The organism is Comamonas nitrativorans (genome assembly GCF_042654765.1).
Taxonomy (GTDB): Bacteria; Pseudomonadota; Gammaproteobacteria; order Burkholderiales; family Burkholderiaceae_C; genus Comamonas; species Comamonas nitrativorans.
This window is the reverse complement of the sequence record NZ_JBHSEW010000002.1, coordinates 187,906-208,457: the sequence shown is the minus strand read 5'-3', so window position 1 is coordinate 208,457 and position 20,552 is coordinate 187,906. Positions and strand designations below refer to the sequence as shown.

Sequence of the window (20,552 nt, the reverse complement as noted above, 5' to 3'; positions counted from 1 at the left end):
TTTGCCAGCGCCGGGCTGACACAAGGGAATGCGGCTGCTATCGTTATTGCCTCCTGGGTATTGCAGGCATTGCACAACCCAGGCACCGATAGCCAAAACGAACGGAGCGCCGCATGTCCAACCCCATTACAGGCCGCATGGCACGGGCCACGCTGGGCAACCAGCTCTTCGTTGCCGCCACCCTGATCACCGTGATCGTCATGGCCATTCTGGCCAGCACCATCACCTGGCAAAACAGGCAAACCGCCATCAGCAACGTGCGCGATGCCAACCGGGCCGGATTGGTCGGCTACGAGCGCACCCTGCTGCTGGTCTACCGCATCGCCCGCGAGCGCGGCCTGTCCCTGTACCCCGTGCTGCAGCGCTACATGGGCGGCGTGCCGCAAGCCACCGGGCAAACCGACGAAGGCTGGCCGCTGCTGACCACCCCGCAAGCCACCATCAACGCCAACCAGGACTTGATGCGCAGCGTCACCGGCGTCGTCTCCGAGGTGTACGCCCAGGCCCAGGGCCGGTGGCTGCGCATTGCCAGCGCCTACCAGGATCAGGACGCGTACCGCCTGGGGCAGGCTTTACCGGCCGACAGCCCGATCGCCCAGGCGCTGGAGCAAGGCAAAACGGCGGACTTTCCCGATCTGGTCGGCGGCAAGTGGCACCTGGCCACCGTCCTGCCGCTCAAGGATGCGCAAGGGCAGGTCTACGCCGGCATCGTCAGCCGCCTGGACATCAGCGCCCAGATCGACCCCGTGCTGCAGGATCTGGCCCAGGTCAAGCTGGCCGAGCATGGCCAGCTCTTCGTGCTGCGCCCGACCGCAGCGGGGCAGGACTGGCTGCGTGTTGCCGGCAGCTTTGGCCAGCCGGGCGACCTGCTGAGCGCCGGCAACTCCCCGGAAGCCTTCGCCGCCCTGCGCAGCAGGTTTACCTCTGCCCCCGAAGGGGTGGAGCGCATCGCCATCGACGGGGCGGAAAAGTTCATCAGCTGGAAAACCATCCCCGGCTGGAACTGGGTGGTCTACGGCTACGGCGACGTGCGGGATTACCTGGGCGCCAGCACCCGCCAGATGCAATTGCAACTGGTGCTGATGCTGGCGGGCACCCTGCTCATTGCCCTGCTGATCCGCTGGCTGGCCCGCAGCACCCTGGCGCCGGTGCAAAGCGTGGTCCACGGCCTGCAGGCCTTGGGGGCCGGCAACCTCAGCAATACCCTACCCACCTGCCCGCCCGATAGTCGCAACGAAGTGCATCTGCTGCTGCACAGCCTGCACAGCACCCAGCAGACGCTGCGCACCACCATTGGCCAGGTACGTGACAGCGTGGAGCAGATCCGCACCGGCGCCCACGAAATCGCCACGGGCAACAACGACCTGTCCGCCCGCACCGAGCAGCAGGCCGCCGCGCTGGAAGAAACCGCCGCAAGCATGGAAGAGCTGTCTTCCACCGTGCAGCAAAACGCCGCCAGCGCCCGCCATGCGCATACGCTGGCCACCAGCGCCTCGGGCGCTGCGCATCAAAGCCAGCAGGCCGTTACCGCCATGGCGCAGACCATGGAGCAAATCGCCCAGCGTTCGGCCCGCATCACCGACATCATCGGCGTCATCAACGGCATTGCCTTCCAGACCAACATCCTGGCCCTGAACGCTGCGGTGGAAGCGGCCCGCGCCGGCGAACAGGGCCGGGGCTTTGCCGTGGTGGCCGGCGAAGTGCGTGCCCTGGCCGGGCGCAGCGCCGAGGCCGCCCGCGAAATCAAGGCCCTGATCGAAGCCGCCACCAGCGAAATCGGCGCCGGCTCCACCCAGGCCGGCACCGTCGGCGAAGGGATGCAGGGCGTACTGCACAACGTCGATCAGGTCATGCACCTGATGCAGGAGATTGCCCAGGCCTCCGGCGAGCAATCCAGCGGCATTGCCCAGGTCAATCAGGCCGTGGCCCAGATGGACCAGGCCACGCAGCAAAACGCCGCGCTGGTCGAGCAGGCGGCTGCCGCCTCGGATGCCCTGCGCGAGCAGGCCAACCGCCTGACGCTCAGCGTGGAAGTGTTTCGCATCGACGCCGGGGCAACCGTTCCCCGCCTGGACGGCTGACACAAGCCGGCAAACCGCTGGCGGCCAAAACGAGGCACTTTTCAAAGGATGCGCCAGCTGCTCTGAGAACCTGTTCACGATCTCGGCGCGAAGGGGTGCAGGATGCGGATCGGGATGATCTGCCAGGCGCAGACCGCAGCCATAGCGGTGCTATGGCGAGGATTTGCAACGCCGCAGAGCGCCCGAGACCGCGACTGCACACCCGCGCCGAGATCGTGAACAGGTTCTTATTACAAGAGCAGTCCCTTTCCCGCTTCGATCCACAGCCCACCCAGGCCTGCAACAGGCTATGCTGCGCATCTTTTATGGAGACCACCATGCGCATCGAAACCCTGGCCGTCCATGCCGGCTACCAGTCCGACCCCACCACCCGCTCGGCTGCCGTACCGCTGTACCAGACCACCTCGTACACCTTCGACAACGCCCAGCACGGCGCCGACCTGTTCGACCTGAAAGTGGCCGGCAACATCTACACCCGCATCATGAACCCCACCACCGACGTGCTGGAGCAGCGCGTGGCCGCGCTGGAAGGCGGCATCGGCGCCCTGGCCATGGCCTCGGGCATGGCCGCGATCACCGCCGCCATCCAGACCATTGCCGAAACCGGGGACAACATCATCAGCGCCAGCACCCTGTACGGCGGCACTTACAACCTGTTTGCCCACACCTTCCCGCAGCAAGGCATCGAAGTGCGCTTTGCCGACCCGCGCGACCCGGCCAGCTTCGCCCAGCTGATCGACGGGCGCACCAAGGCCGTGTTCTGCGAATCCATCGGCAACCCCCTGGGTAACGTGACCGACATCCGCGCCCTGGCCGACGTGGCCCACGCCGCCGGGGTGCCGCTGATCGTGGACAACACCGTGCCCAGCCCCTACCTGTGCCGCCCGTTCGAGCATGGCGCGGACATCGTCGTCCACGCCCTGACCAAATACATGAACGGCCACGGCAACAGCATCGGCGGCGTCATCGTCGATAGCGGCAAGTTTCCCTGGGCGGAACATAAGGAACGCTTCAAGCGCCTGAACGAGCCGGACGTGAGCTACCACGGCGTGGTCTACACCGAAGCCCTGGGCGCCGCCGCCTTCATCGCCCGCGCCCGCGTGGTGCCGCTGCGCAACATGGGCGCGGCGCTGTCGCCGTTCAACGCCTGGGCCACGCTGCAAGGCATCGAAACCCTGCCCCTGCGCATGGATCGCATCTGCGCCAACGCGCAAAAAATTGCCGAAACCCTGCAAAGCCACCCCAAGGTGGAATGGGTGCGCTATGCCGGCCTGCCCGACCACGCCGACCACGCCCTGGTGCAGCGCCAGATGGGCGGGAAGGCCTCGGGCATCCTGTCGTTCAGCCTGAAAACCGCCCCCGGCGAAGATGCCCGCGCAGCAGGCGCCCGCTTCCTGGATGCGCTGCAACTGTTCCTGCGCCTGGTGAATATCGGCGACGCCAAGTCGCTGGCCACGCACCCGGCCTCGACCACGCACCGCCAGCTCAACCCCGAGGAACTGGCCAAGGCCGGCGTCACCGAGGGCATGGTGCGCCTGTCCATCGGCATCGAACACATCGACGACCTGCTGGAAGACCTGAACCGCGCCCTGGAAGCTGTTTAAAAAAGAGAGCTGTTTTCTCTTGAAAATAAAGGATTTTAGATAGAGAACAATCTGAAATTCAATAATGATAAGCGGTAACAGCTATAAAAAAAGCGCCACTTAAACGGTGGCGCTTTTCCCTGAAACCTTGGAGTCATCACGCAGCCAGACTGCGTTTCAAGAGGCCAGCTTTAGAAGCGGTAGCCCAGGCCCACACCGACCAGCACGGGATCGACCTTGAACTTGCCGATGCCGCCACTCACCTTGGTGTCGATATACACCTTCTTCACGTCGAAGTTGATCGACCAGTTCTTGTCCAGAGCGTAGTCGAAACCCACTTGCAGGGCCGGGCCCCAGCTGTTTTTCTTGACGCTCAAAGCGCCATTCAGGATATCCACGCTGGAGAAGCGGGTGTAGTTGATACCAGCGCCCACGTAGGGCTTGAAAGCGCCCAGGTTGGTGAAGTGGTATTGCGCCGTCAGCGTGGGAGGCAGGTGCTTCAGGGTGCCGATCTTGGCACCGTTCAACCGCACGTCGTGCTTTTGCGGATAGGTCAGGATCAGCTCGGCCGCAAAATTGGGCGTGAAGAAGTAGGAGATGTCCAGCTCGGGGATGACCTTGTCGTTGATGCTGACGCCTTTGTCGCCAGCGGCACCGCCGTTGTGGCTGTCCAGATGCACAGCGCGGACACGCACCATCCACTTGCCGTCTTGTTGGTGTTGTTGCGCCATGGCAGCGCCGGAGGTCAGGGCACACAGGGCAGCAGCTGCCAGCAGAGTTTTCTTCATCATGGTGAAAAGTTTGTTGTCCGGGGACGACCCCCGTGCTGTGTATTAAGCCCATGAGCAAAATGGTCAAATTTGCTTTACGTCAAAAATTGGTAATTTCCCCTACGCACCGTGGATTTTTCTCCACGCACTTTGCCGCCACCTGACGCCCCCATCGAAAGCGCACAAAAAAATAGCTTCCAACACTTGCCGGCAAGGCGTTGGAAGCCGATTTCACCAATACCGGAAGAATTTGCTTCAACCGCCCCAGCGCTGCGCCCGTGCCACCGGATCAGGCGTGTTGATCGGTGTCAAGGCGGCTTGCCCTTGCAGCACGGCAACCAGGTTATCGGCTGCCAACTGGCACATCCTGCGCCGCGTGGCTTCGGTGGCACTGGCGATATGCGGCGTCAGCACCACATTGGGCACGGTCAGCAGATCGGGATGTACCTGGGGCTCCCCCTCGAACACATCCAGGCCCGCCGCGGCAATCTGCCCGGTGCGCAAAGCCCGGGCCAGCGCGGCATCGTCCACGATGCCGCCCCGGGCAATGTTCACCAGGGTGGCACCCGGGCGCATCAGCGCCAGCTCGGGGGCGCCGATGGCGTGGTGGTTCTCCGGCGTAAACGGCAGTACCAGCATGACGTGGTCCGACTCGCGCAGCAGCGTCTCCTTGTCCACATACCGGGCGCAGCAGTCGACCTCCAACGCTGGCGCCAGCTGCGAGCGGTTGTGGTACAGCACCCGCATCCCAAAACCCTTGGCCGCCCGCCGGGCAATCGCCTGGCCGATGCGCCCCATGCCGAGGATGCCCAGGGTGCTGCCATGCACCTCGGCGCCCAGCAGCATGTCATAGCGCCATTCGCGCCACTTGCCGGCCCGCAGGAAGTGTTCCCCTTCCGTAATGCGCCGGGCCGTCGCCATGAGCAGGGCAAAGCCAAAATCGGCCGTGGTTTCCGTCAGCACATCCGGGGTATTGCTGCCCTGTACCCCGGCCGCCGTCAGCGCGGCCACATCGAAGTTGTTGTAGCCCACCGTCATGTTCGCCACAGCCTTGAGCCGGGGGCAGGCTGCCAGCAAAACAGCATCCACGCGCTGGATACCCGTCGCCAAAAGGCCATCCTTGCCCTGCAGCTGGGCTATCAGGGCTTCGGCGTCCCAGGCAACGTCAGCCTGGTTGTCCTGCACCTCGAAGTGCTCGCGCAAGAAATCCACCACCTGCGGCGCAATCGCCCGGGCAATCAAGATATGGGGGCGGGGCATCGCTCACCTTTCCATCAACGGAAAAAAATGAAAGTCATCACAACAAACAACGGAATCAAAATGCACCCCGACCAGAGCATGTAGCCAAAGAAACTTGGCATCCGCACGCCACGATCTTCCGCAATCGCCTTGACCATCATGTTCGGGGCATTGCCAATATAGGTATTCGCCCCCATGAATACCGCCCCGGCCGAGATGGCAGCCAAGGTCGTGGCCATTTCCGTGGTCAAGTGGGCCACATCGCCGCCCGCCGTATTGAAAAACACCAGGTAGGTCGGCGCGTTATCCAGAAATGACGACAACACCCCCGTCGCCCAGAAATACATCGCCGGATTGGGTGAACCGTCAGGATTCGTGACGGCCCGCACAATGGTGCCAAACGGCCCTTCGGTACCCGCCTTGAGCATGGCGATCACCGGAATGATGGTCAGGAAAATCCCGGCAAACAATTTGGCCACTTCGAACATCGGATCCCAGCCGAACTGATTGGCTTCATGCACCCGGCGGGCCGTCATGGACAAAGACACCACCGTCACCAGCACCAGCCCCAGATCACGCACCAGCCCCGGCAGTCCGACCTCGGTTCCGGCAATATCAAAAACCACCAGGCTTTGCCACATCCCGCTCATCAGCACCAGGCCCACAACCGCCGCCAGCAGGACGAAGTTGAATTTGCCGTCAAAGCCCAGGCGTTCCCGTGCGCTGGTATCGACCGGCGCAGGCTGACCGTAGCTTTGCTCCTGGCGCAGCATCCAGTGGTCAAGCAGGAAGAACGCCAGCAGCAGAATCCCGACCAGAAACAGCGTATCTGGCCAGATGTGCTGCAGCGTCCAGGCAAACGGCACACCCTTCAAAAAACCGAGGAACAAAGGCGGATCCCCCAGCGGCGTCAGCGACCCACCGGCGTTGGACACAATGAAAATAAAAAACACAATGACGTGGACGACCCGTGAGCGCTGGGCATTCGCCCGAATCAAGGGCCGAATCAGCAGCATGGACGCACCTGTCGTCCCCATGAAACTGGCCAATACCGCACCAATCGCCAAAATGGCCGTGTTCAACCCCGGCGTGCCTTGCAAGCTGCCCCGAATATAGATACCGCCCGCCACGACATACAGCGCCGTCAGCAAAATGACGAAAGGCACATATTCCGCCAATAGCGCATGGACGAGATTTACCCAGGCTGCATGCATGCCGAAGTACGCCGCAAACGGGATGAGAAACGCCAACGCCCAGCCTGCGGTAATCTTGCCAAAATGGTGATGCCATACATTGGGCAAGACCAGGGGCATCACGGCAATCGAGAGCAGCACACCGGCAAACGGTACACCCCAGGCCAGAGACAGACTCGCACCATCGATTTCGGCGGCACTGGCCACACCGGGCAATAAACAGCACCCGATAAAAAGCGCCAGCCATTGATTTTTTCTGAGCAAAGTAGTTCTCCTTACGTTTTTTTCAATCCAGGGGGCCTGGGCCACCCACTTTGGCTCCATTGTTCCCACCCCAGAGGCCGCAAGCCCTCATCGCAGAAACACCCGCAAGTGTATCGAATTTTGATGCAAAAAGCTTGAATAAACCTTTGTCAATCGGCCTTTTATGCTCCTATTTTTAGAAAATTTCACAGCACCCATGAGGCATCCGACAAAGTGCGGTACCAAAAGAAACACTTCATTTTGTTGCACCGCAACAAAAAAGCTTGCACCCAGCGACAGCTTGGCTACAATACGCCCCATGCTGCACCGCAACATAATTGGTCCCCATGAGTTGCAGCATCCTTTTGACCCCCTTACTTTTGAAGGAAACACACCATGGCACTGACCCCCGAACAAATCCTGAGCGCCCACAAAGCCAACATCGAAACCGTTTTCGGCCTGACCGCCAAAGCCTTTGAAGGCGTGGAAAAGCTGATCGAACTGAACGTGAACGCTTCGCGTGCCGCCCTGGCCGAAGCCGCCGCCCACAGCCAGGCCCTGGCTGCCGCCAAGGATGTGCAAGAACTGGTGAACCTGCAGACTGCCTACTTCCAGCCCCTGGCCGAGAAGGCTACTGCCTACAACCGCCACATCTTCAACATCGCCAGCAACACCAGCGCTGAACTGCAAAAGGCCCTGGAAGACAAGGCCGGCCAATACCAGCAAAGCTTCAATGGCCTGGTCGAAGCCACCGCCAAGAACGCCCCTGCCGGTTCGGAAACCGCTGTGGCCATGATGAAAAGCGCCGTCTCGGCTGCCAACAACGCTTTTGAATCGGTACAAAAAGCCGTGAAGCAAGCTTCGGACATGGCAGAAGCCAACATCAAGGCCGTCACCACCGCCGCTCCGGCACCCAAAGGCAAGGCCTAAATCCCTTGGCAGCTGAGGGGGAATGACAGATAAAAGGGTTTACCCTATAATTCCTCCCACTGCTTGCTGATGCAAGTTTTCGGTTGTCTCCTTGGATCCTCTTGAAACCCAGTTTCTGGATCCCTTCAAGCCCAGTTTTTTAGCTGGGCTTTTTTTTGCCCGCAAATTTTCCACAGGCACGGCCCTCCTCCAAGCCTGACGTGGTCACCCTGGTATTCCTGCGGATAGGCAGCACACGCAAACTTTCGCATAATTGACGTTTACGTTAACGACACATCAAGGAATACCATGGAGATACAAGGCAAGGTCTTTATCGTCACAGGAGGTGCATCCGGCTTGGGCGAAGGCGCCGCCCGGATGCTGGCTGCCGCAGGCGGTACGGTGGTGATCGCCGACATGCAGGACGAAAAAGGGCAGGCAGTGGCACAAGCCATCGGCGGTGCATTCGTCCACTGCGATGTCACCAACGAGGCCGATGGGCAAGCCGTCATCGCTAAGGCAACCGCCTTGGGCAAACTGATGGGACTGGTGAACTGCGCCGGCATTGCTCCGGCGGAGAAAATCGTCGGCAAAAACGGGGCGCACAGCCTGGCCAATTTCAGCAAAACCATCACCATCAACCTGATCGGCAGCTTCAACATGCTGCGCCTGGCTGCCGAGGCCATGTGCAAGAACGACCCCGAAGCCACCGGCGAACGCGGCGTACTGATCTCCACCGCCAGCGTGGCCGCCTACGACGGGCAAATCGGCCAGGCGGCCTATGCTGCATCCAAAGGCGGCGTGGTCGGGATGACGCTGCCGATTGCCCGCGATCTGGCCCGCAACGGCATCCGCAACATGACGATTGCCCCCGGCATCTTCGGCACGCCAATGCTGTTCGGCATGCCCCAGGAAGTGCAGGACGCGCTGGCGGCGGGCGTGCCCTTCCCCAGCCGCCTGGGCAGGCCCGAGGATTTCGCCAAGCTGGTGCGTCACATCTTCGAGAACGACATGCTCAACGGCGAAGTCATCCGCCTGGATGGTGCGATTCGCCTCGCACCGAAATAATCCATAGCACCCAGCGCCTGCTACGCCTGCATTGCAGGCGTTTTTTATGCTTTTTCACTACCGGACAAGCGCTGCGCCAAAGCCACGATGTGCGCCACCTGCCGGGCTATCGCCTGGGGTACCGGCAACTGCCCGTCCAGCACGGCGCGGGTGTATTCCGCCGTCGTCTGCGCATCGATCGCCCCCGGCAGGCCCGGCACCTCGGCCAGCGTGCCTGCCTGCTGTTCGGCCACGCAATATGCCTGACCTTGAAATACGGCGTCGTAACGCGGCTGGCGGCGCGGGTCGCAGACCACTTCGCCCTCCAGCCCACGCGAAATCAAGCCCGCCATGCTGCGGCGGGCCAGCACTTCGCACATCAGGGTGCTGTATTCGGGGTGGGTATAGCTGCCGACCAGCACCGCCGCGCCCTGGCAAGGCGCAAGCAGCTTGACCAGACTATGCCCTGGCGTGCGCAGACCCAGGGTTTCACGCACGGCCAGCAGACGGGCCAAACCGGGATGCAGCACTTCGGTAGCAACGTGGGCCACCTGCCCGGCGGTCAGGGGCTGCATCGCCGTCCAGCCTGGTACGCCCAGAAGCTGCAACACATCGCCGGCCAGCACCCGTCGCGCTTCGGTGCGCATACCGTGCAGCAGCACTGGGTAGCCCTCCCGTGCCAGCAGCAGGGCCAACAAAGGGGTCAGCACCGGCAGTTTGCGGGCGCCGTTGTAGCTGGGCAGCACCAGCACCGGACGCTCCGTGGCAGGCAACAACTGGCAACGCGCCTGGACGGCATCCAGGAAGCCGCACATTTCTTCCACGGTTTCGCCCTTGATGCGCATAGCGACACAAAATGCGCCGATTTCCAGATCGTTCAAACGACCATCGAGCAACTGCCCCATCAGGTCGGCAGCCTCGTCACGCTCCAATGCCTTGGCGCCTCGGGCACCCCGGCCAATTTCCTTGATGTAATGTGCAATTGCCATCGCAGCGTCTCCAGAAAACGGGCAATAAAAAAGGGATTGCAAAAAATGCAATCCCTTGGATCTGGCGGAGTGGACGGGACTCGAACCCGCGACCCCCGGCGTGACAGGCCGGTATTCTAACCAACTGAACTACCACTCCTGGCAGACAGCTTTTGCGCTCTTGCGAGCCAAGTGCTGCAAACTTGGCGACCCTACGGGGATTCGAACCCCGGTACTCACCGTGAAAGGGTGATGTCCTAGGCCTCTAGACGATAGGGTCAAAACCTAAGAACCGATTTCTCGTTTCCAAAAAATCTTGGTGGAGGTAAACGGGATCGAACCGATGACCTCTTGCATGCCATGCAAGCGCTCTCCCAACTGAGCTATACCCCCAAACTGGCGGAGTGGACGGGACTCGAACCCGCGACCCCCGGCGTGACAGGCCGGTATTCTAACCAACTGAACTACCACTCCTGGCAGACAGCTTTTGCGCTCTTGCGAGCCAAGTGCTGCAAACTTGGCGACCCTACGGGGATTCGAACCCCGGTACTCACCGTGAAAGGGTGATGTCCTAGGCCTCTAGACGATAGGGTCAAAACCTAAGAACCGATTTCTCGTTTCCAAAAAATCTTGGTGGAGGTAAACGGGATCGAACCGATGACCTCTTGCATGCCATGCAAGCGCTCTCCCAACTGAGCTATACCCCCTTGCTTTCAACTTCAAACTAATTTGTCGTTGTCTGCGAAGACTCGAATTATAGACAGATTTTTACCGGTTCTGCAAATTCGCCAAAACTTTTTGCTTTCCGAGCAAATACAGCACGGCATCGACCGAAGGCGTCTGTGCCGTCCCCAGGGTCAGGACGCGCACCGGCATGGCCAGTTGCGGCATTTTCACGCCCTGGTCTTTCAGCACTTGCTTGATGGCGGCGGCGATGGCTTCCTTGCTCCACTCCACGGTTTGCAGGGCGGCGGCAAAGGCGTCCAGCAGCGGGGCGGCTTCTGCCGTGACGTGCTTGGCGTAGTCATCGGCATTGCGCTCGATGCTGTCCAGATAGAAGCGGCGCACCCAGGCCGCCAGATCGACCAGGGTTTCGCAACGGTCCTTGAACAGGGCGCAAATTTGCGGCAGGCGTTCGTCCAGCGTCTCGGCGGATACGCCGGCCTTGACGACAAAGGGCGTGACCAGCGCGGCCAGCTGGGCGTCGTCGGTCAGCTTCATGTGCTGGGCATTGACCCAGCGCAGCTTGGCTTCGTCGAACTGGCCGGCGCTGCGGCCCAGGTGATCCAGGTTGAACCACTCCAGGAACTGCTGGCGACTGAAGATTTCGTCGTCGCCGTGGCTCCAGCCCAGGCGGGCGAGGTAGTTCACCATGGCATCGGGCAGGTAGCCTTCGTCGCGATATTGCGTGACGGCCTTGGCGCCGTTCCTCTTGCTCATCTTCTCGCCCTGCTCGTTGAGTACGGTGGGCAGGTGGGCAAAGACCGGCACGGCAGCGCCCAGGGCTTCAAAGATGTGAATCTGGCGCGGCGTGTTGTTCACGTGGTCGTCGCCGCGAATCACATGGGTGATCTGCATGTCCATGTCGTCCACGCAGACGCAGAAGTTGTAGGTGGGCGTGCCGTCCGGACGGGCGATGACGAGGTCGTCCAGCTCGCTGTTCTGAAATTCGATGCGGCCCTTGCACTTGTCGTCCCAGGCGACGACGCCGTCCTTGGGCGTCTTGAAGCGCAGCACCGGCTGCACGCCTTCGGGGACGGGCGGCAAGGTTTTGCCCGGTTCGGGACGCCAGGTGCCGTCGTAGCGGGGCTTTTCCTTGTTGGCCATCTGGCGCTCGCGCAGGGCGTCCAGCTCGGCCATGCTCATATAGCAGGGGTAAACGTGGCCGCTTTCCTGCAACTGGGCCAGCACTTGCTTGTAGCGCTCCATGCGCTGCATTTGGTAGAACGGGCCTTCGTCGTGCGTCAGTTGCAGCCAGGCCATGCCTTCCAGAATCACGTCCACGCTGGCCTGGGTGGAGCGCTCCAGATCGGTGTCTTCGATGCGCAGGATGAAGTCGCCGCCGTTGGCGCGGGCAAAGGCCCAGGGGTACAGGGCCGAGCGGATGTTGCCCAGGTGGATGAAACCGGTGGGCGACGGGGCGAAGCGAGTGCGTATTTTTTGGGTCATAAATCGTTGTCGTTGTGGTTATTGCAGGCTGTCCAGGCCGCGCAGCAGGTCGGCCTTGAGGTCGTCGAGGTGTTCCAGGCCGACGCTGATGCGGATCAGGCCCTGCTGGATACCGGCAGCCTGGCGCTGCTCTTCGGTCAGGCGGCCATGCGAGGTGGTGGGGGGATGGACGATGGTGGTTTTCACGTCGCCCAGGTTGGCGGTCAGCGAACACACCTGGGTACTGTCGATGACGTGAAAGGCACGCGCACGCAGTTGCTCTGCGCCCTGCCCCACCACGTCGAAAGCCAGCACTGCGCCGCCCATGCCGCTTTGCTGGCGCATGGCCAACTGGTGCTGCGGATGGCTGGCGAGGCCTGGGTAATAGACGCGGGCCACCTTGGGATGACCTTCCAGCCACGCGGCCAGTTCCAGTGCGGCAGCGCTTTGGGCCTTGACGCGCAGGGCCAGGGTTTCCAGCCCCTTCATCGCCGTCCAGGCGTTGTACGGCGCGGCGTTCAGGCCGCCGCTGCGCAAGAAGGTGCCCATGACCTTGTCGACCAGGGCGGTGGTGCCGCACACCGCGCCGATCATGACGCGGCCCTGGCCGTCGAGGAACTTGGTGCCGGAATGCACGACGATGTCCGCACCGAACGCCACCGGGCGTTGCAGCACCGGGGTGGCGAAGCTGTTGTCCACCACCAGCAGGGCGCCGTGGTTGTGGGCGATGTCGGCCAGGGCCTGGATGTCGCACAGGTCGGTGAGCGGGTTGGTCGGCGTCTCGGCAAACAGCAGCTTGGTGTTGGGGCGGATGGCGGCGGCCCAGGCTTTGGCATCGGTCTGCGGCACGAAGGTGCTTTCCACGCCGAAGCGGGACATTTCACCGCCCAGCAGCTTCATGGTGGAGCCGAACATGGATTGCGAGGCGACGATGTGGTCGCCCGCCTGCAAGGCAGTGAGCGCCACCAGCAGGATGGCGCTCATGCCGGTGCTGGTGGCCACGGCGCATTCGGTGCCTTCCATCGCGGCCAGGCGCTCTTCAAAGCTGGCCACCGTGGGGTTGCCGGTGCGGCTGTAGGTAAAGCCTTCCTGCGGATTGGCGAAACGCGCGGCGGCGGTGGCGCAATCGGGCTGGACGAAGCTGCTGGTCATGAACAGCGCTTCGCAATGCTCGCCCCAGGGGCTGCGCGGCTGGGCCTGGCGCACGGCCAGGGTTTCGGGATGCAGGCCGGGTGGCAGAGGTTTATAGGTCACGGCAGTTCCTTGGATTCTCAAAAATAGGAGCTTACACCGCTTGTATTTAAATAATTTCAGAAGCTTATAACTTTGAAATCTTTATATTTCAAGCGGGACAAGCTCACTTTTTTAGCATATGCAGCGCAGGGCAAGCTTCACAGCGACAGGCGCGAGTTGCCTTCGCCATCGTCCTCGCCATCGGCACTGACCGGCTTCAGGGGATGGGCGGGCGGTTCGTCGGAGATATCGCCGGTGATGTACTGCGCATCGAAGCACGAGGCCTCGAACCCCGCCACGGCCGGATTGACCTGGGCGACGGCCACCTTCATGGCCTCCAGGTCCTGGTAGATCAGCGCATCGCAGCCGATCCACTGGCGGATTTCCTCTTCCGTGCGGTTGTGCGCGATCAGCTCCTCGCTGGTCGGCATGTCGATGCCGTAGACGTTGGGGTAGCGCACCGGCGGCGCGGCGGATGCCAGGTAGACCTTGGCCGCGCCGGCATCGCGGGCCATCTGCACGATTTCCTTGGAGGTGGTGCCGCGCACGATGGAATCGTCCACCAGCAGCACGCTCTTGCCCTTGAACTCGCTACCGATGGCGTTGAGCTTCTGGCGCACCGATTTCTTGCGCGTGGCCTGCCCCGGCATGATGAAGGTGCGGCCCACGTAGCGGTTCTTCACGAAGCCTTCGCGGTAGGGAATGCCCAGGCGCTGCGCCAGCTGCATGGCGCTGGGGCGGCTGGATTCGGGGATGGGGATGATGGCGTCGATCTGGTTGGGCGGCACGGTGGAGATCACGCGCTTGGCCAGCGTCTCGCCCATGTTCAGGCGGGCCTGGTAGACGGAGATGCCGTCCATCACCGAGTCGGGGCGGGCCAGGTAGATGTATTCAAAAATGCAGGGATGCAGCTGGCTATGCTCGGCACACTGCTCGCGCTCGATGCGGCCGTCGAGGTGGATGAACACCGCCTCGCCCGGCGCCACGTCGCTGTCGAGCTGGTGCAGCGTGCCTTCCAGCGCCACCGATTCGCTGGCCACCATGACGGTGCCGTCCGGGCCTTTGCCCAGGCACAGCGGGCGGATGCCGTAGGGGTCGCGGAAAGCCAGCAGTCCATAACCGGCAATCAGCGCCACCACGGCATACGAGCCTTTGATGCGCCGATGCACGGCCCGCACGGCCGTGAAGATGTCCTGCGTTCTCAGGGGCGTGCCGCTGTTGGCGCGGGCCAGCTCGTGCGCCAGCACGTTGAGCAGCACTTCCGAATCGCTTTCGGTATTGGTGTGGCGGTGGTCGGTATCGAACAGCTCGCGGCGCAGGCGGCGGGCATTGGTCAGGTTGCCGTTGTGCGCCATGACGATGCCGAACGGCGCATTCACGTAGAACGGCTGGGCTTCTTCCTCGCTGGCGGCATTGCCCGCCGTGGGGTAGCGCACCTGGCCCAGGCCGACCGTGCCCGGCAGCGCCCGCATGTTGCGCGTGCGAAAGATGTCCTTGACCATGCCCTTGGCCTTGTGCATGAAGAACTTGCGCTCTTGCTGCGTGACGATGCCGGCGGCATCCTGGCCCCGGTGCTGCAACAGCAGCAAGGCGTCATAAATCAGCTGATTGACAGGAGTGGTGCTAACGACACCGACGATTCCACACATAGGAAGTTTCCATCATTGGCGGGGCTACCCCCGCGTTGGGTTGTCAGGCTGACGCACGGCATCGGAAAGAACGCCGCCAGCCCGGAATCTTTTTTCACTCAGGGCGAGGCGACGCCCAGCTCCGGCAAGAAGCGCCGCCAGTCCGACGCCGGCCAGCTCGGCAGCACATACGCCAGCGTCTGCTGCAACCATGGCCCGGCGTAGGACTGGCCCCACCAGCTCTGCCGATGCCAAAGCCCGGCTTGCACCACCATGGTCAGCACCAGCAGCAGCACCAAGGCACGCACGACGCCAAAGCAGCCGCCCAGCACCCGGTCTACCGGGCGCAGGCCCGCGATCTGCACCAGCTTTTTGGCCAGACTGGCCAGCAGCCCCCAGATAAAGACCAGGGCGATGAACACCGCCACGAACACCAGGGCGTAGACCAGCGTCGGCTCCAGGCCATCGACATAGGGTCGGACAAAGGTCAGCAACTGCGGCGCCAGCAGGCGGGTGACGAAAAACGCCACCACCCAGCCGACGAGAAAAAACAGCTCGTACACCAGACCGCGCCACGCCCCCAGGGCGAGCGACAGCAGCAGCACGGCCAGTACCAGAAAATCCAGGGTCGCCAGGGAAAGCATCGTGTCTGCGCAGCGTGTTGAGAAAGGTTACAGGGTCAGCACCGCCCCTGGCAGCCCCAGCCCCTTGGCCCGGTCGGCGGCCTGCTGGGCCTCGTCACGGTTGGCAAAGGGCCCCAGGCGCACGCGGATGCGGCGCCCGTCCTTGGTGTCGATGGCCTGGGTGTAGGTCTTCAGCCCTGCGCCTTCGAGCTTGCGGCGCACCTCGTTGGCCGCAAACACGTCGGCAAACGCCCCCACCTGCACGATGAAGCGCCCGTTCTGGGCCGCCGCCGGCGCAGGGGCCGGGGTGGCGGCGGCAGGCGGCGTGCGCCCTTCCAGCAAGGCACGGGCGCGGGCGCTTTCCTGCTCGGCAGTCCGAACCGCAGGCTTGGCCTCCACCTTGGGGGCAGGTTCCGGCTTGGGTTCCGGTTTCGGCTCGGGCTTAGGCTCTGGTTTGGGTTCCGGCTTGGGCGCAGGCGCAGGCGGCTCCGGCTTGGCCGGGGCGGGCACCAGGCGCGGCGGCTGGGGAATGGGGGCCGCAGGGGGAACCCACTCTTCGCCATCGTCCAGCTCATCCTGCGGGGACGGCGCCTTGGCGGTGCGCTGCATGTCCGGGGTATTGCCCTGGGTCTGCGCCTGCTCGCCGGGCACGACCAAGGGCGCTACCTGGTTACGGTCAGGAATTTCGATCGGGATATCGACAGGAATGGGCCGAGGCTGCGAGTCGAACAGCAGCGGAAAGCCAATCACCCCCAGACCGATCAGGACAGCAGCCCCCATCAGGCGATGGCGGGCCCGCTGGCGCAGTTGCTCCACGCTTTGGGCTTGTGCGGCCCGGGAGGAATGGCGCAGGGGCGCTGGTTCAGCCGCTTGGCTGCGCTTGCCGAACCAGGGAAACTTGAAAAATGCCATGAAATGCAGAGTAGCAAGGGCCTTAGCCCAGGTGTTTGGCATGAAGGCGCGGCGGCCCGTCTTTGACCACCTCGCCCACTGTGTAGAACGAGCCAAAAACGACAATTCTATCAGCCGGGCCTGCCGCAGCCAGGGCCGCTTGCAATGCCTGCTCGGGTCGGGCAAAGGTCTGGCTGAACTTTTGCGCAGCGACGGCCAACGCCTGCGGCGTCTCGGCCTGCTTGTTGCGATGCACGCTCAGACGCACGCCGGCGCCGGGGGCCGCCGGCAGCACGGCCTCGGGCGGCTGGGCGTCTTGCGGGGCGGCGTTTTTCTCCAGGCTGCGCCATTGCTGCTGCAAATCGGCGGCGCGAGCGGCGCGGGCGATGGGCAGATCGGTGAAGTACCAGCGGTCGATCAGCGGGCTGATGGTGGCGAACATCGGCGCAAGGTCTTTGTCTGCCATCGCGCCGAATACGGCATGGGTCGTCGGGAAGGTGGCCCCCATCGACCCCAGGTTGGCCGCCAGCGCCGCCACCGAATGCGGATTGTGCGCCACGTCCAGCACCAGCACCGGTTCGCCGGGCAGCACCTGGAAGCGCCCGGGCAATTCGACCATGGCCAACCCGGTGCGCACTGCCTGGGCGGTAACGGGCACCTTGTCACGCAGCGCCTCGAACGCCGCCAGCACGCCTGCCGCATTTACCAATTGGTTGGCCCCGCGCAAGGCGGGATAGGACAACCCGGCATAGCGCCGCCCGCGCCCGGCCCAGGCCCATTGCTGCGGATCGCCGTTGTAGTTGAAATCCTCGCCAAAACGCCACAGATCGGCACCGATGGCCTGCGCATGGTCGATCACGCTTTGCGGTGGCACCGGATCGCTGACCACCACGGGACGACCGGGGCGCATGATGCCCGCCTTCTCGCGGCCGATGGTTTCGCGGTCGGAACCCAAGAATGCCGTGTGATCGACATCGACGCTGGTAATGATGGCGCAGTCGGCATCGATGATGTTGGTGGCATCCAGCCGCCCGCCCAGGCCCACTTCCAGAATGGCGACGTCCAGTTTCGCCTGACTCAACAGCCGCAGGATGGCCAGGGTGGTGAACTCAAAATAGGTCAGCAACACTTCCTCGCCCTCCAGGCGGGCCGCTTCCACGGCGGCGAAGTGCGGCAGCAGGTCATCGGGCGCGACGATCTCGCCATGCACGCGGCAGCGCTCCTCGAAATGCACCAGGTGCGGCGAGGTATAGACTCCAGGCCGATACCCCGCTTGCAGGGCCACGGCCTCCAGCATGGCGCAGGTGGAGCCTTTGCCGTTGGTGCCTGCCACCGTGATCACCGGGCACGGCATGGTCAGTTGCAGGCGCTGGGCCACTTCGCGCACGCGCTCCAGCCCCAGGCTGATGTTTTCCGGATGAATGCGCTCGCAGTGTTCCAGCCACTGCGCCAGGGTAGAAAAAGTAGTGCTTTGCATAAGGGCTGCGATTGTCACCCAGCAAAGCATGACATCATCCCGAACATGACTACCAGTACAAGCATTCACGTTTTCGGCATTCCCAATTGCACCACGGTGAAAAAGGCCCGCCAGTGGCTGGCGGACCAGGGGCTGGACTACCAGTTTCACGATTTCAAGAAGGAAGCGCCCAGCGCCACCGACATCGCCCGCTGGCAGCAGGCCGTCGGCTGGGAGAAGCTGCTCAACCGCCAGGGCACTACCTGGCGCAAGTTGGACGCTGCCGACCAGGCGGCCATCACCGACGCTGCCAGCGCCGCCGCCTTCCTGCAAACCCAGCCCAGCGCCATCAAACGCCCCGTGGTGCAGTGGCCCAATGGCCGCATCACCATTGGCTTTGCCCCGCAAGACTGGCAAGCCCTGCTGGATTAAACCGGCGACATCCCCCGGAGAGTGCCATGCGCCTATTGCCTCCCGCCACCCTGTGCAGCCTCTGCCTTGTAACCGCCTCGCCCTGGGCGCAACCGGTACAGACCGAGCTGGCCGAAGTCATCTCCGTCGCCCCGATCCTGGTGCAGGAAAACGTGCCGCTGGAGGATTGCCTCGACCTGCCCCAGCAACGCCAGCGCTGCCGCACCACGACCGTGCAGCAAGAGGTACCGCAGGGCTACGAAGTGATCTACGAATACCGGGGACGGCGCTTTACCACCGAACTGCCCTACGACCCCGGCCCGACGGTGGTCGTGCAGCCGCCACGGGCCAGCCACCAATACGGCTCGGTCCCAACCTCCGGCAACGTGCAGCCGGGGCGCAAAAGCTACGGCTCGGCCCCGGCTGCGGGCAGCACCGAGAGCATCGAATACCGCAGCACGCAGCCGGACATCCCCATCGTGGTCGATGTCCGCACCCGGCCCATTGCCGTGCCGGGCGTACCGGCAGACCGGCCACCGCACCCCGGCCCACGCCCGCGGCCTTGACGGCCAGCCTGGAGAACAGGCTCTAAAATGCCCGGTTTGCCCGCCGGGCATCTTCGTATCCACCGCAGCAAATTTAAACAAAATCACCGTCAAACGCTTATCCATAAAGCGCTAATAGCTATATATTCAATAGCAAGAAAGTTGAGATCATGCAAACCATTCTGCAATCCGTCCCCGTCGGCCAGAAAGTCGGCATCGCCTTCTCCGGCGGCCTGGACACCTCCGCCGCCCTGCGCTGGATGAAGAACAAGGGCGCCCTACCCTACGCCTACACTGCCAACCTGGGCCAGCCCGACGAGGCCGATTACGACGAAATCCCGCGCAAGGCCATGGAATACGGCGCAGAAAAGGCCCGCCTGATCGACTGCCGCCCGCAACTGGCCAACGAAGGCATCGCCGCCATCCAGGCCGGCGCCTTTCACGTCAGCACCGGCGGCATCACCTACTTCAACACCACCCCCCTGGGCCGTGCCGTGACCGGCACCATGCTGGTGGCTGCCATGAAGGAGGACGACGTCCACATCTGGGGCGACGGCTCCACCTTCAAGGGCAACGACATCGAGCGCTTCTACCGCTACGGCCTGCTGACCAACCCGCAACTGAAAATCTACAAGCCCTGGCTGGACAACACCTTCATCGACGAACTGGGTGGCCGTGCCGAAATGTCGGCCTTCATGACCAAGGAAGGTTTCGGCTACAAGATGAGCGCCGAAAAGGCGTACTCCACCGACAGCAACATGCTGGGCGCAACCCATGAAGCGAAAGACCTGGAGTTTTTGAACAGCGGCATCCGCATCGTCAATCCCATCATGGGCGTGGCGTTCTGGAAGCCGGAAGTCGAAGTGAAGGCCGAGGAAGTCTCCGTCACCTTTGAAGAAGGCCGCCCGGTTGCACTGAACGGCAAAGCGATTGCCGATCCGGTGGAACTGTTCCTGGAAGCCAACCGCATCGGTGGCCGCCACGGCCTGGGCATGAGCGACCAGATCGAAAACCGCATCATCGAAGCCAAGAGCCGTGGCATCTACGAAGCCCCCGGCATGGCCCTGCTGCACATTGCCTACGAACGCCTGGTCACCGGCATTCACAACGAAGACACCATCGAGCAGTACCGCATGAATGGCCTGAAGCTGGGCCGCCTGCTGTACCAAGGCCGCTGGTTCGACCCCCAGGCCATCATGCTGCGCGAAAGCGCCCAGCGCTGGGTGGCCCGCGCCGTCACCGGCACCGTGACGCTGGAGCTGCGCCGGGGCAACGATTACTCCATCCTGAACACCGAATCGCCCAATCTGACCTATGCACCCGAGCGCCTGTCCATGGAAAAGGTCGAAGACGCACCGTTCAGCCCCATCGACCGCATCGGCCAACTGACCATGCGCAACCTGGACCTGATGGACACGCGCGACAAACTGGCCATCTACGCCAAGGCCGGTCTGCTGTCGCTGAACAGCACCACCGCCCTGGCCCAGCTTGAAAGCGAAGGCACGAGCAAATCTTGAGCCTGAAAATAGGCTACAATCCGCCTCTTGCTTGATTTGGCGCCAGGGATAGGAACATTCCACCGCC

At 62.9% G+C, this 20,552-nt stretch carries 17 protein-coding genes and 6 tRNA genes; 7 read left to right on the top strand and 16 right to left on the bottom strand.

Features of this window, described 5'->3' with window-relative positions; genetic code table 11:
• Window positions 1–113 precede the first annotated feature (113 nt).
• Entirely contained in the window at window positions 114–2,081 is a 1,968-nt protein-coding gene (locus tag ACFO3A_RS03390) for a methyl-accepting chemotaxis protein (protein ID WP_377723993.1), read from the top strand.
• A 317-nt stretch (window positions 2,082–2,398) separates the two neighbouring features.
• Window positions 2,399–3,685 (top strand): O-acetylhomoserine aminocarboxypropyltransferase/cysteine synthase family protein, encoded by a 1,287-nt coding sequence (locus tag ACFO3A_RS03385; protein WP_377723991.1) that lies wholly within the window; start codon window positions 2,399–2,401, stop codon window positions 3,683–3,685.
• Window positions 3,686–3,855: 170 nt separating this feature from the next.
• Here ACFO3A_RS03385 and ACFO3A_RS03380 read toward each other — a convergent pair whose 3' ends face one another.
• From ACFO3A_RS03380 to ACFO3A_RS03370, 3 genes are all read right to left on the bottom strand, one after another.
• A complete protein-coding gene (locus ACFO3A_RS03380) occupies window positions 3,856–4,452 on the bottom strand; it encodes an OmpW/AlkL family protein (protein WP_377724330.1) in 597 nt (198 codons plus the stop codon).
• Between the two features lie 237 nt (window positions 4,453–4,689).
• The gene (locus tag ACFO3A_RS03375; RefSeq protein WP_377723989.1) at window positions 4,690–5,694 is read right to left on the bottom strand and encodes a 2-hydroxyacid dehydrogenase; all 1,005 of its coding nucleotides are present in this window, start codon (window positions 5,692–5,694) and stop codon (window positions 4,690–4,692) included.
• 14 nt (window positions 5,695–5,708) lie between these two features.
• The gene (locus tag ACFO3A_RS03370; protein WP_377724328.1) at window positions 5,709–7,109 is read right to left on the bottom strand and encodes a sodium:proton antiporter; all 1,401 of its coding nucleotides are present in this window, start codon (window positions 7,107–7,109) and stop codon (window positions 5,709–5,711) included.
• A gap of 396 nt (window positions 7,110–7,505) precedes the next feature.
• Between ACFO3A_RS03370 and ACFO3A_RS03365 the strand changes: the two genes are divergently transcribed.
• On the top strand, window positions 7,506–8,039 hold the full coding sequence (locus ACFO3A_RS03365) for a phasin family protein (protein ID WP_377723988.1): 534 nt from the start codon (window positions 7,506–7,508) through the stop codon (window positions 8,037–8,039).
• Window positions 8,040–8,327: 288 nt separating this feature from the next.
• Window positions 8,328–9,086: a 3-hydroxyacyl-CoA dehydrogenase gene (locus tag ACFO3A_RS03360; protein WP_377723986.1), complete on the top strand. Its 759-nt coding sequence runs from the start codon at window positions 8,328–8,330 to the stop codon at window positions 9,084–9,086.
• A 44-nt stretch (window positions 9,087–9,130) separates the two neighbouring features.
• Here the strand turns inward: ACFO3A_RS03360 and ybiB are convergent, their stop codons facing one another.
• The 13 genes from ybiB to folC all read right to left on the bottom strand — a co-directional run bounded on the left by ybiB (window position 9,131) and on the right by folC (window position 18,033).
• Entirely contained in the window at window positions 9,131–10,054 is a 924-nt protein-coding gene (ybiB, locus tag ACFO3A_RS03355) for a DNA-binding protein YbiB (protein ID WP_377723984.1), read from the bottom strand.
• Between the two features lie 62 nt (window positions 10,055–10,116).
• Window positions 10,117–10,193, bottom strand: a tRNA-Asp gene (locus tag ACFO3A_RS03350).
• 44 nt (window positions 10,194–10,237) lie between these two features.
• Window positions 10,238–10,313: transfer RNA gene (locus ACFO3A_RS03345), tRNA-Glu, on the bottom strand.
• Window positions 10,314–10,350: 37 nt separating this feature from the next.
• A tRNA-Ala gene (locus ACFO3A_RS03340) sits at window positions 10,351–10,426 on the bottom strand.
• Window positions 10,427–10,430: 4 nt separating this feature from the next.
• Window positions 10,431–10,507 (bottom strand) — tRNA-Asp (locus tag ACFO3A_RS03335).
• 44 nt (window positions 10,508–10,551) lie between these two features.
• Window positions 10,552–10,627, bottom strand: a tRNA-Glu gene (locus tag ACFO3A_RS03330).
• 37 nt (window positions 10,628–10,664) lie between these two features.
• Window positions 10,665–10,740: transfer RNA gene (locus tag ACFO3A_RS03325), tRNA-Ala, on the bottom strand.
• Window positions 10,741–10,801: 61 nt separating this feature from the next.
• On the bottom strand, window positions 10,802–12,202 hold the full coding sequence (gltX, locus tag ACFO3A_RS03320) for a glutamate--tRNA ligase (RefSeq protein ID WP_377723982.1): 1,401 nt from the start codon (window positions 12,200–12,202) through the stop codon (window positions 10,802–10,804).
• An 18-nt stretch (window positions 12,203–12,220) separates the two neighbouring features.
• The gene (locus ACFO3A_RS03315; RefSeq protein WP_377723981.1) at window positions 12,221–13,435 is read right to left on the bottom strand and encodes an O-succinylhomoserine sulfhydrylase; all 1,215 of its coding nucleotides are present in this window, start codon (window positions 13,433–13,435) and stop codon (window positions 12,221–12,223) included.
• Window positions 13,436–13,572: 137 nt separating this feature from the next.
• On the bottom strand, window positions 13,573–15,063 hold the full coding sequence (purF, locus tag ACFO3A_RS03310) for an amidophosphoribosyltransferase (protein ID WP_377723979.1): 1,491 nt from the start codon (window positions 15,061–15,063) through the stop codon (window positions 13,573–13,575).
• Window positions 15,064–15,161: 98 nt separating this feature from the next.
• On the bottom strand, window positions 15,162–15,686 hold the full coding sequence (locus tag ACFO3A_RS03305; RefSeq protein WP_377723977.1) for a CvpA family protein: 525 nt from the start codon (window positions 15,684–15,686) through the stop codon (window positions 15,162–15,164).
• Window positions 15,687–15,713: 27 nt separating this feature from the next.
• Entirely contained in the window at window positions 15,714–16,577 is an 864-nt protein-coding gene (locus ACFO3A_RS03300) for an SPOR domain-containing protein (RefSeq protein ID WP_377723975.1), read from the bottom strand.
• 22 nt (window positions 16,578–16,599) lie between these two features.
• Window positions 16,600–18,033: a bifunctional tetrahydrofolate synthase/dihydrofolate synthase gene (gene folC / locus ACFO3A_RS03295; protein WP_377723974.1), complete on the bottom strand. Its 1,434-nt coding sequence runs from the start codon at window positions 18,031–18,033 to the stop codon at window positions 16,600–16,602.
• A gap of 45 nt (window positions 18,034–18,078) precedes the next feature.
• On the opposite strand from folC, the gene ACFO3A_RS03290 reads away from it, so the two are divergent.
• From ACFO3A_RS03290 to argG, 3 genes are all read left to right on the top strand, one after another.
• Entirely contained in the window at window positions 18,079–18,444 is a 366-nt protein-coding gene (locus ACFO3A_RS03290) for a Spx/MgsR family RNA polymerase-binding regulatory protein (protein WP_377723972.1), read from the top strand.
• A 26-nt stretch (window positions 18,445–18,470) separates the two neighbouring features.
• On the top strand, window positions 18,471–18,989 hold the full coding sequence (locus ACFO3A_RS03285; RefSeq protein ID WP_377723970.1) for a hypothetical protein: 519 nt from the start codon (window positions 18,471–18,473) through the stop codon (window positions 18,987–18,989).
• Window positions 18,990–19,138: 149 nt separating this feature from the next.
• Window positions 19,139–20,485 (top strand): argininosuccinate synthase, encoded by a 1,347-nt coding sequence (gene argG / locus ACFO3A_RS03280; RefSeq protein ID WP_377723968.1) that lies wholly within the window; start codon window positions 19,139–19,141, stop codon window positions 20,483–20,485.
• Window positions 20,486–20,552 lie beyond the last annotated feature (67 nt).

What these genes read in the sequence shown, in the direction of transcription:
- ACFO3A_RS03375 (WP_377723989.1), bottom strand. Translation starts at nt 5,694, where the DNA reads ATGCCCCGCCCCCATATCTTGATTGCCCGGGCGATTGCGCCGCAGGTG.
- ACFO3A_RS03300 (WP_377723975.1), bottom strand. Translation starts at nt 16,577, where the DNA reads ATGGCATTTTTCAAGTTTCCCTGGTTCGGCAAGCGCAGCCAAGCGGCT.
- ACFO3A_RS03380 (WP_377724330.1), bottom strand. Translation starts at nt 4,452, where the DNA reads ATGAAGAAAACTCTGCTGGCAGCTGCTGCCCTGTGTGCCCTGACCTCC.
- ACFO3A_RS03390 (WP_377723993.1), top strand. Translation starts at nt 114, where the DNA reads ATGTCCAACCCCATTACAGGCCGCATGGCACGGGCCACGCTGGGCAAC.
- folC (WP_377723974.1), bottom strand. Translation starts at nt 18,033, where the DNA reads ATGCAAAGCACTACTTTTTCTACCCTGGCGCAGTGGCTGGAACACTGC.
- gltX (WP_377723982.1), bottom strand. Translation starts at nt 12,202, where the DNA reads ATGACCCAAAAAATACGCACTCGCTTCGCCCCGTCGCCCACCGGTTTC.
- ybiB (WP_377723984.1), bottom strand. Translation starts at nt 10,054, where the DNA reads ATGGCAATTGCACATTACATCAAGGAAATTGGCCGGGGTGCCCGAGGC.
- ACFO3A_RS03285 (WP_377723970.1), top strand. Translation starts at nt 18,471, where the DNA reads ATGCGCCTATTGCCTCCCGCCACCCTGTGCAGCCTCTGCCTTGTAACC.
- ACFO3A_RS03385 (WP_377723991.1), top strand. Translation starts at nt 2,399, where the DNA reads ATGCGCATCGAAACCCTGGCCGTCCATGCCGGCTACCAGTCCGACCCC.
- ACFO3A_RS03360 (WP_377723986.1), top strand. Translation starts at nt 8,328, where the DNA reads ATGGAGATACAAGGCAAGGTCTTTATCGTCACAGGAGGTGCATCCGGC.
- purF (WP_377723979.1), bottom strand. Translation starts at nt 15,063, where the DNA reads ATGTGTGGAATCGTCGGTGTCGTTAGCACCACTCCTGTCAATCAGCTG.
- ACFO3A_RS03365 (WP_377723988.1), top strand. Translation starts at nt 7,506, where the DNA reads ATGGCACTGACCCCCGAACAAATCCTGAGCGCCCACAAAGCCAACATC.
- ACFO3A_RS03290 (WP_377723972.1), top strand. Translation starts at nt 18,079, where the DNA reads ATGACTACCAGTACAAGCATTCACGTTTTCGGCATTCCCAATTGCACC.
- argG (WP_377723968.1), top strand. Translation starts at nt 19,139, where the DNA reads ATGCAAACCATTCTGCAATCCGTCCCCGTCGGCCAGAAAGTCGGCATC.
- ACFO3A_RS03305 (WP_377723977.1), bottom strand. Translation starts at nt 15,686, where the DNA reads ATGCTTTCCCTGGCGACCCTGGATTTTCTGGTACTGGCCGTGCTGCTG.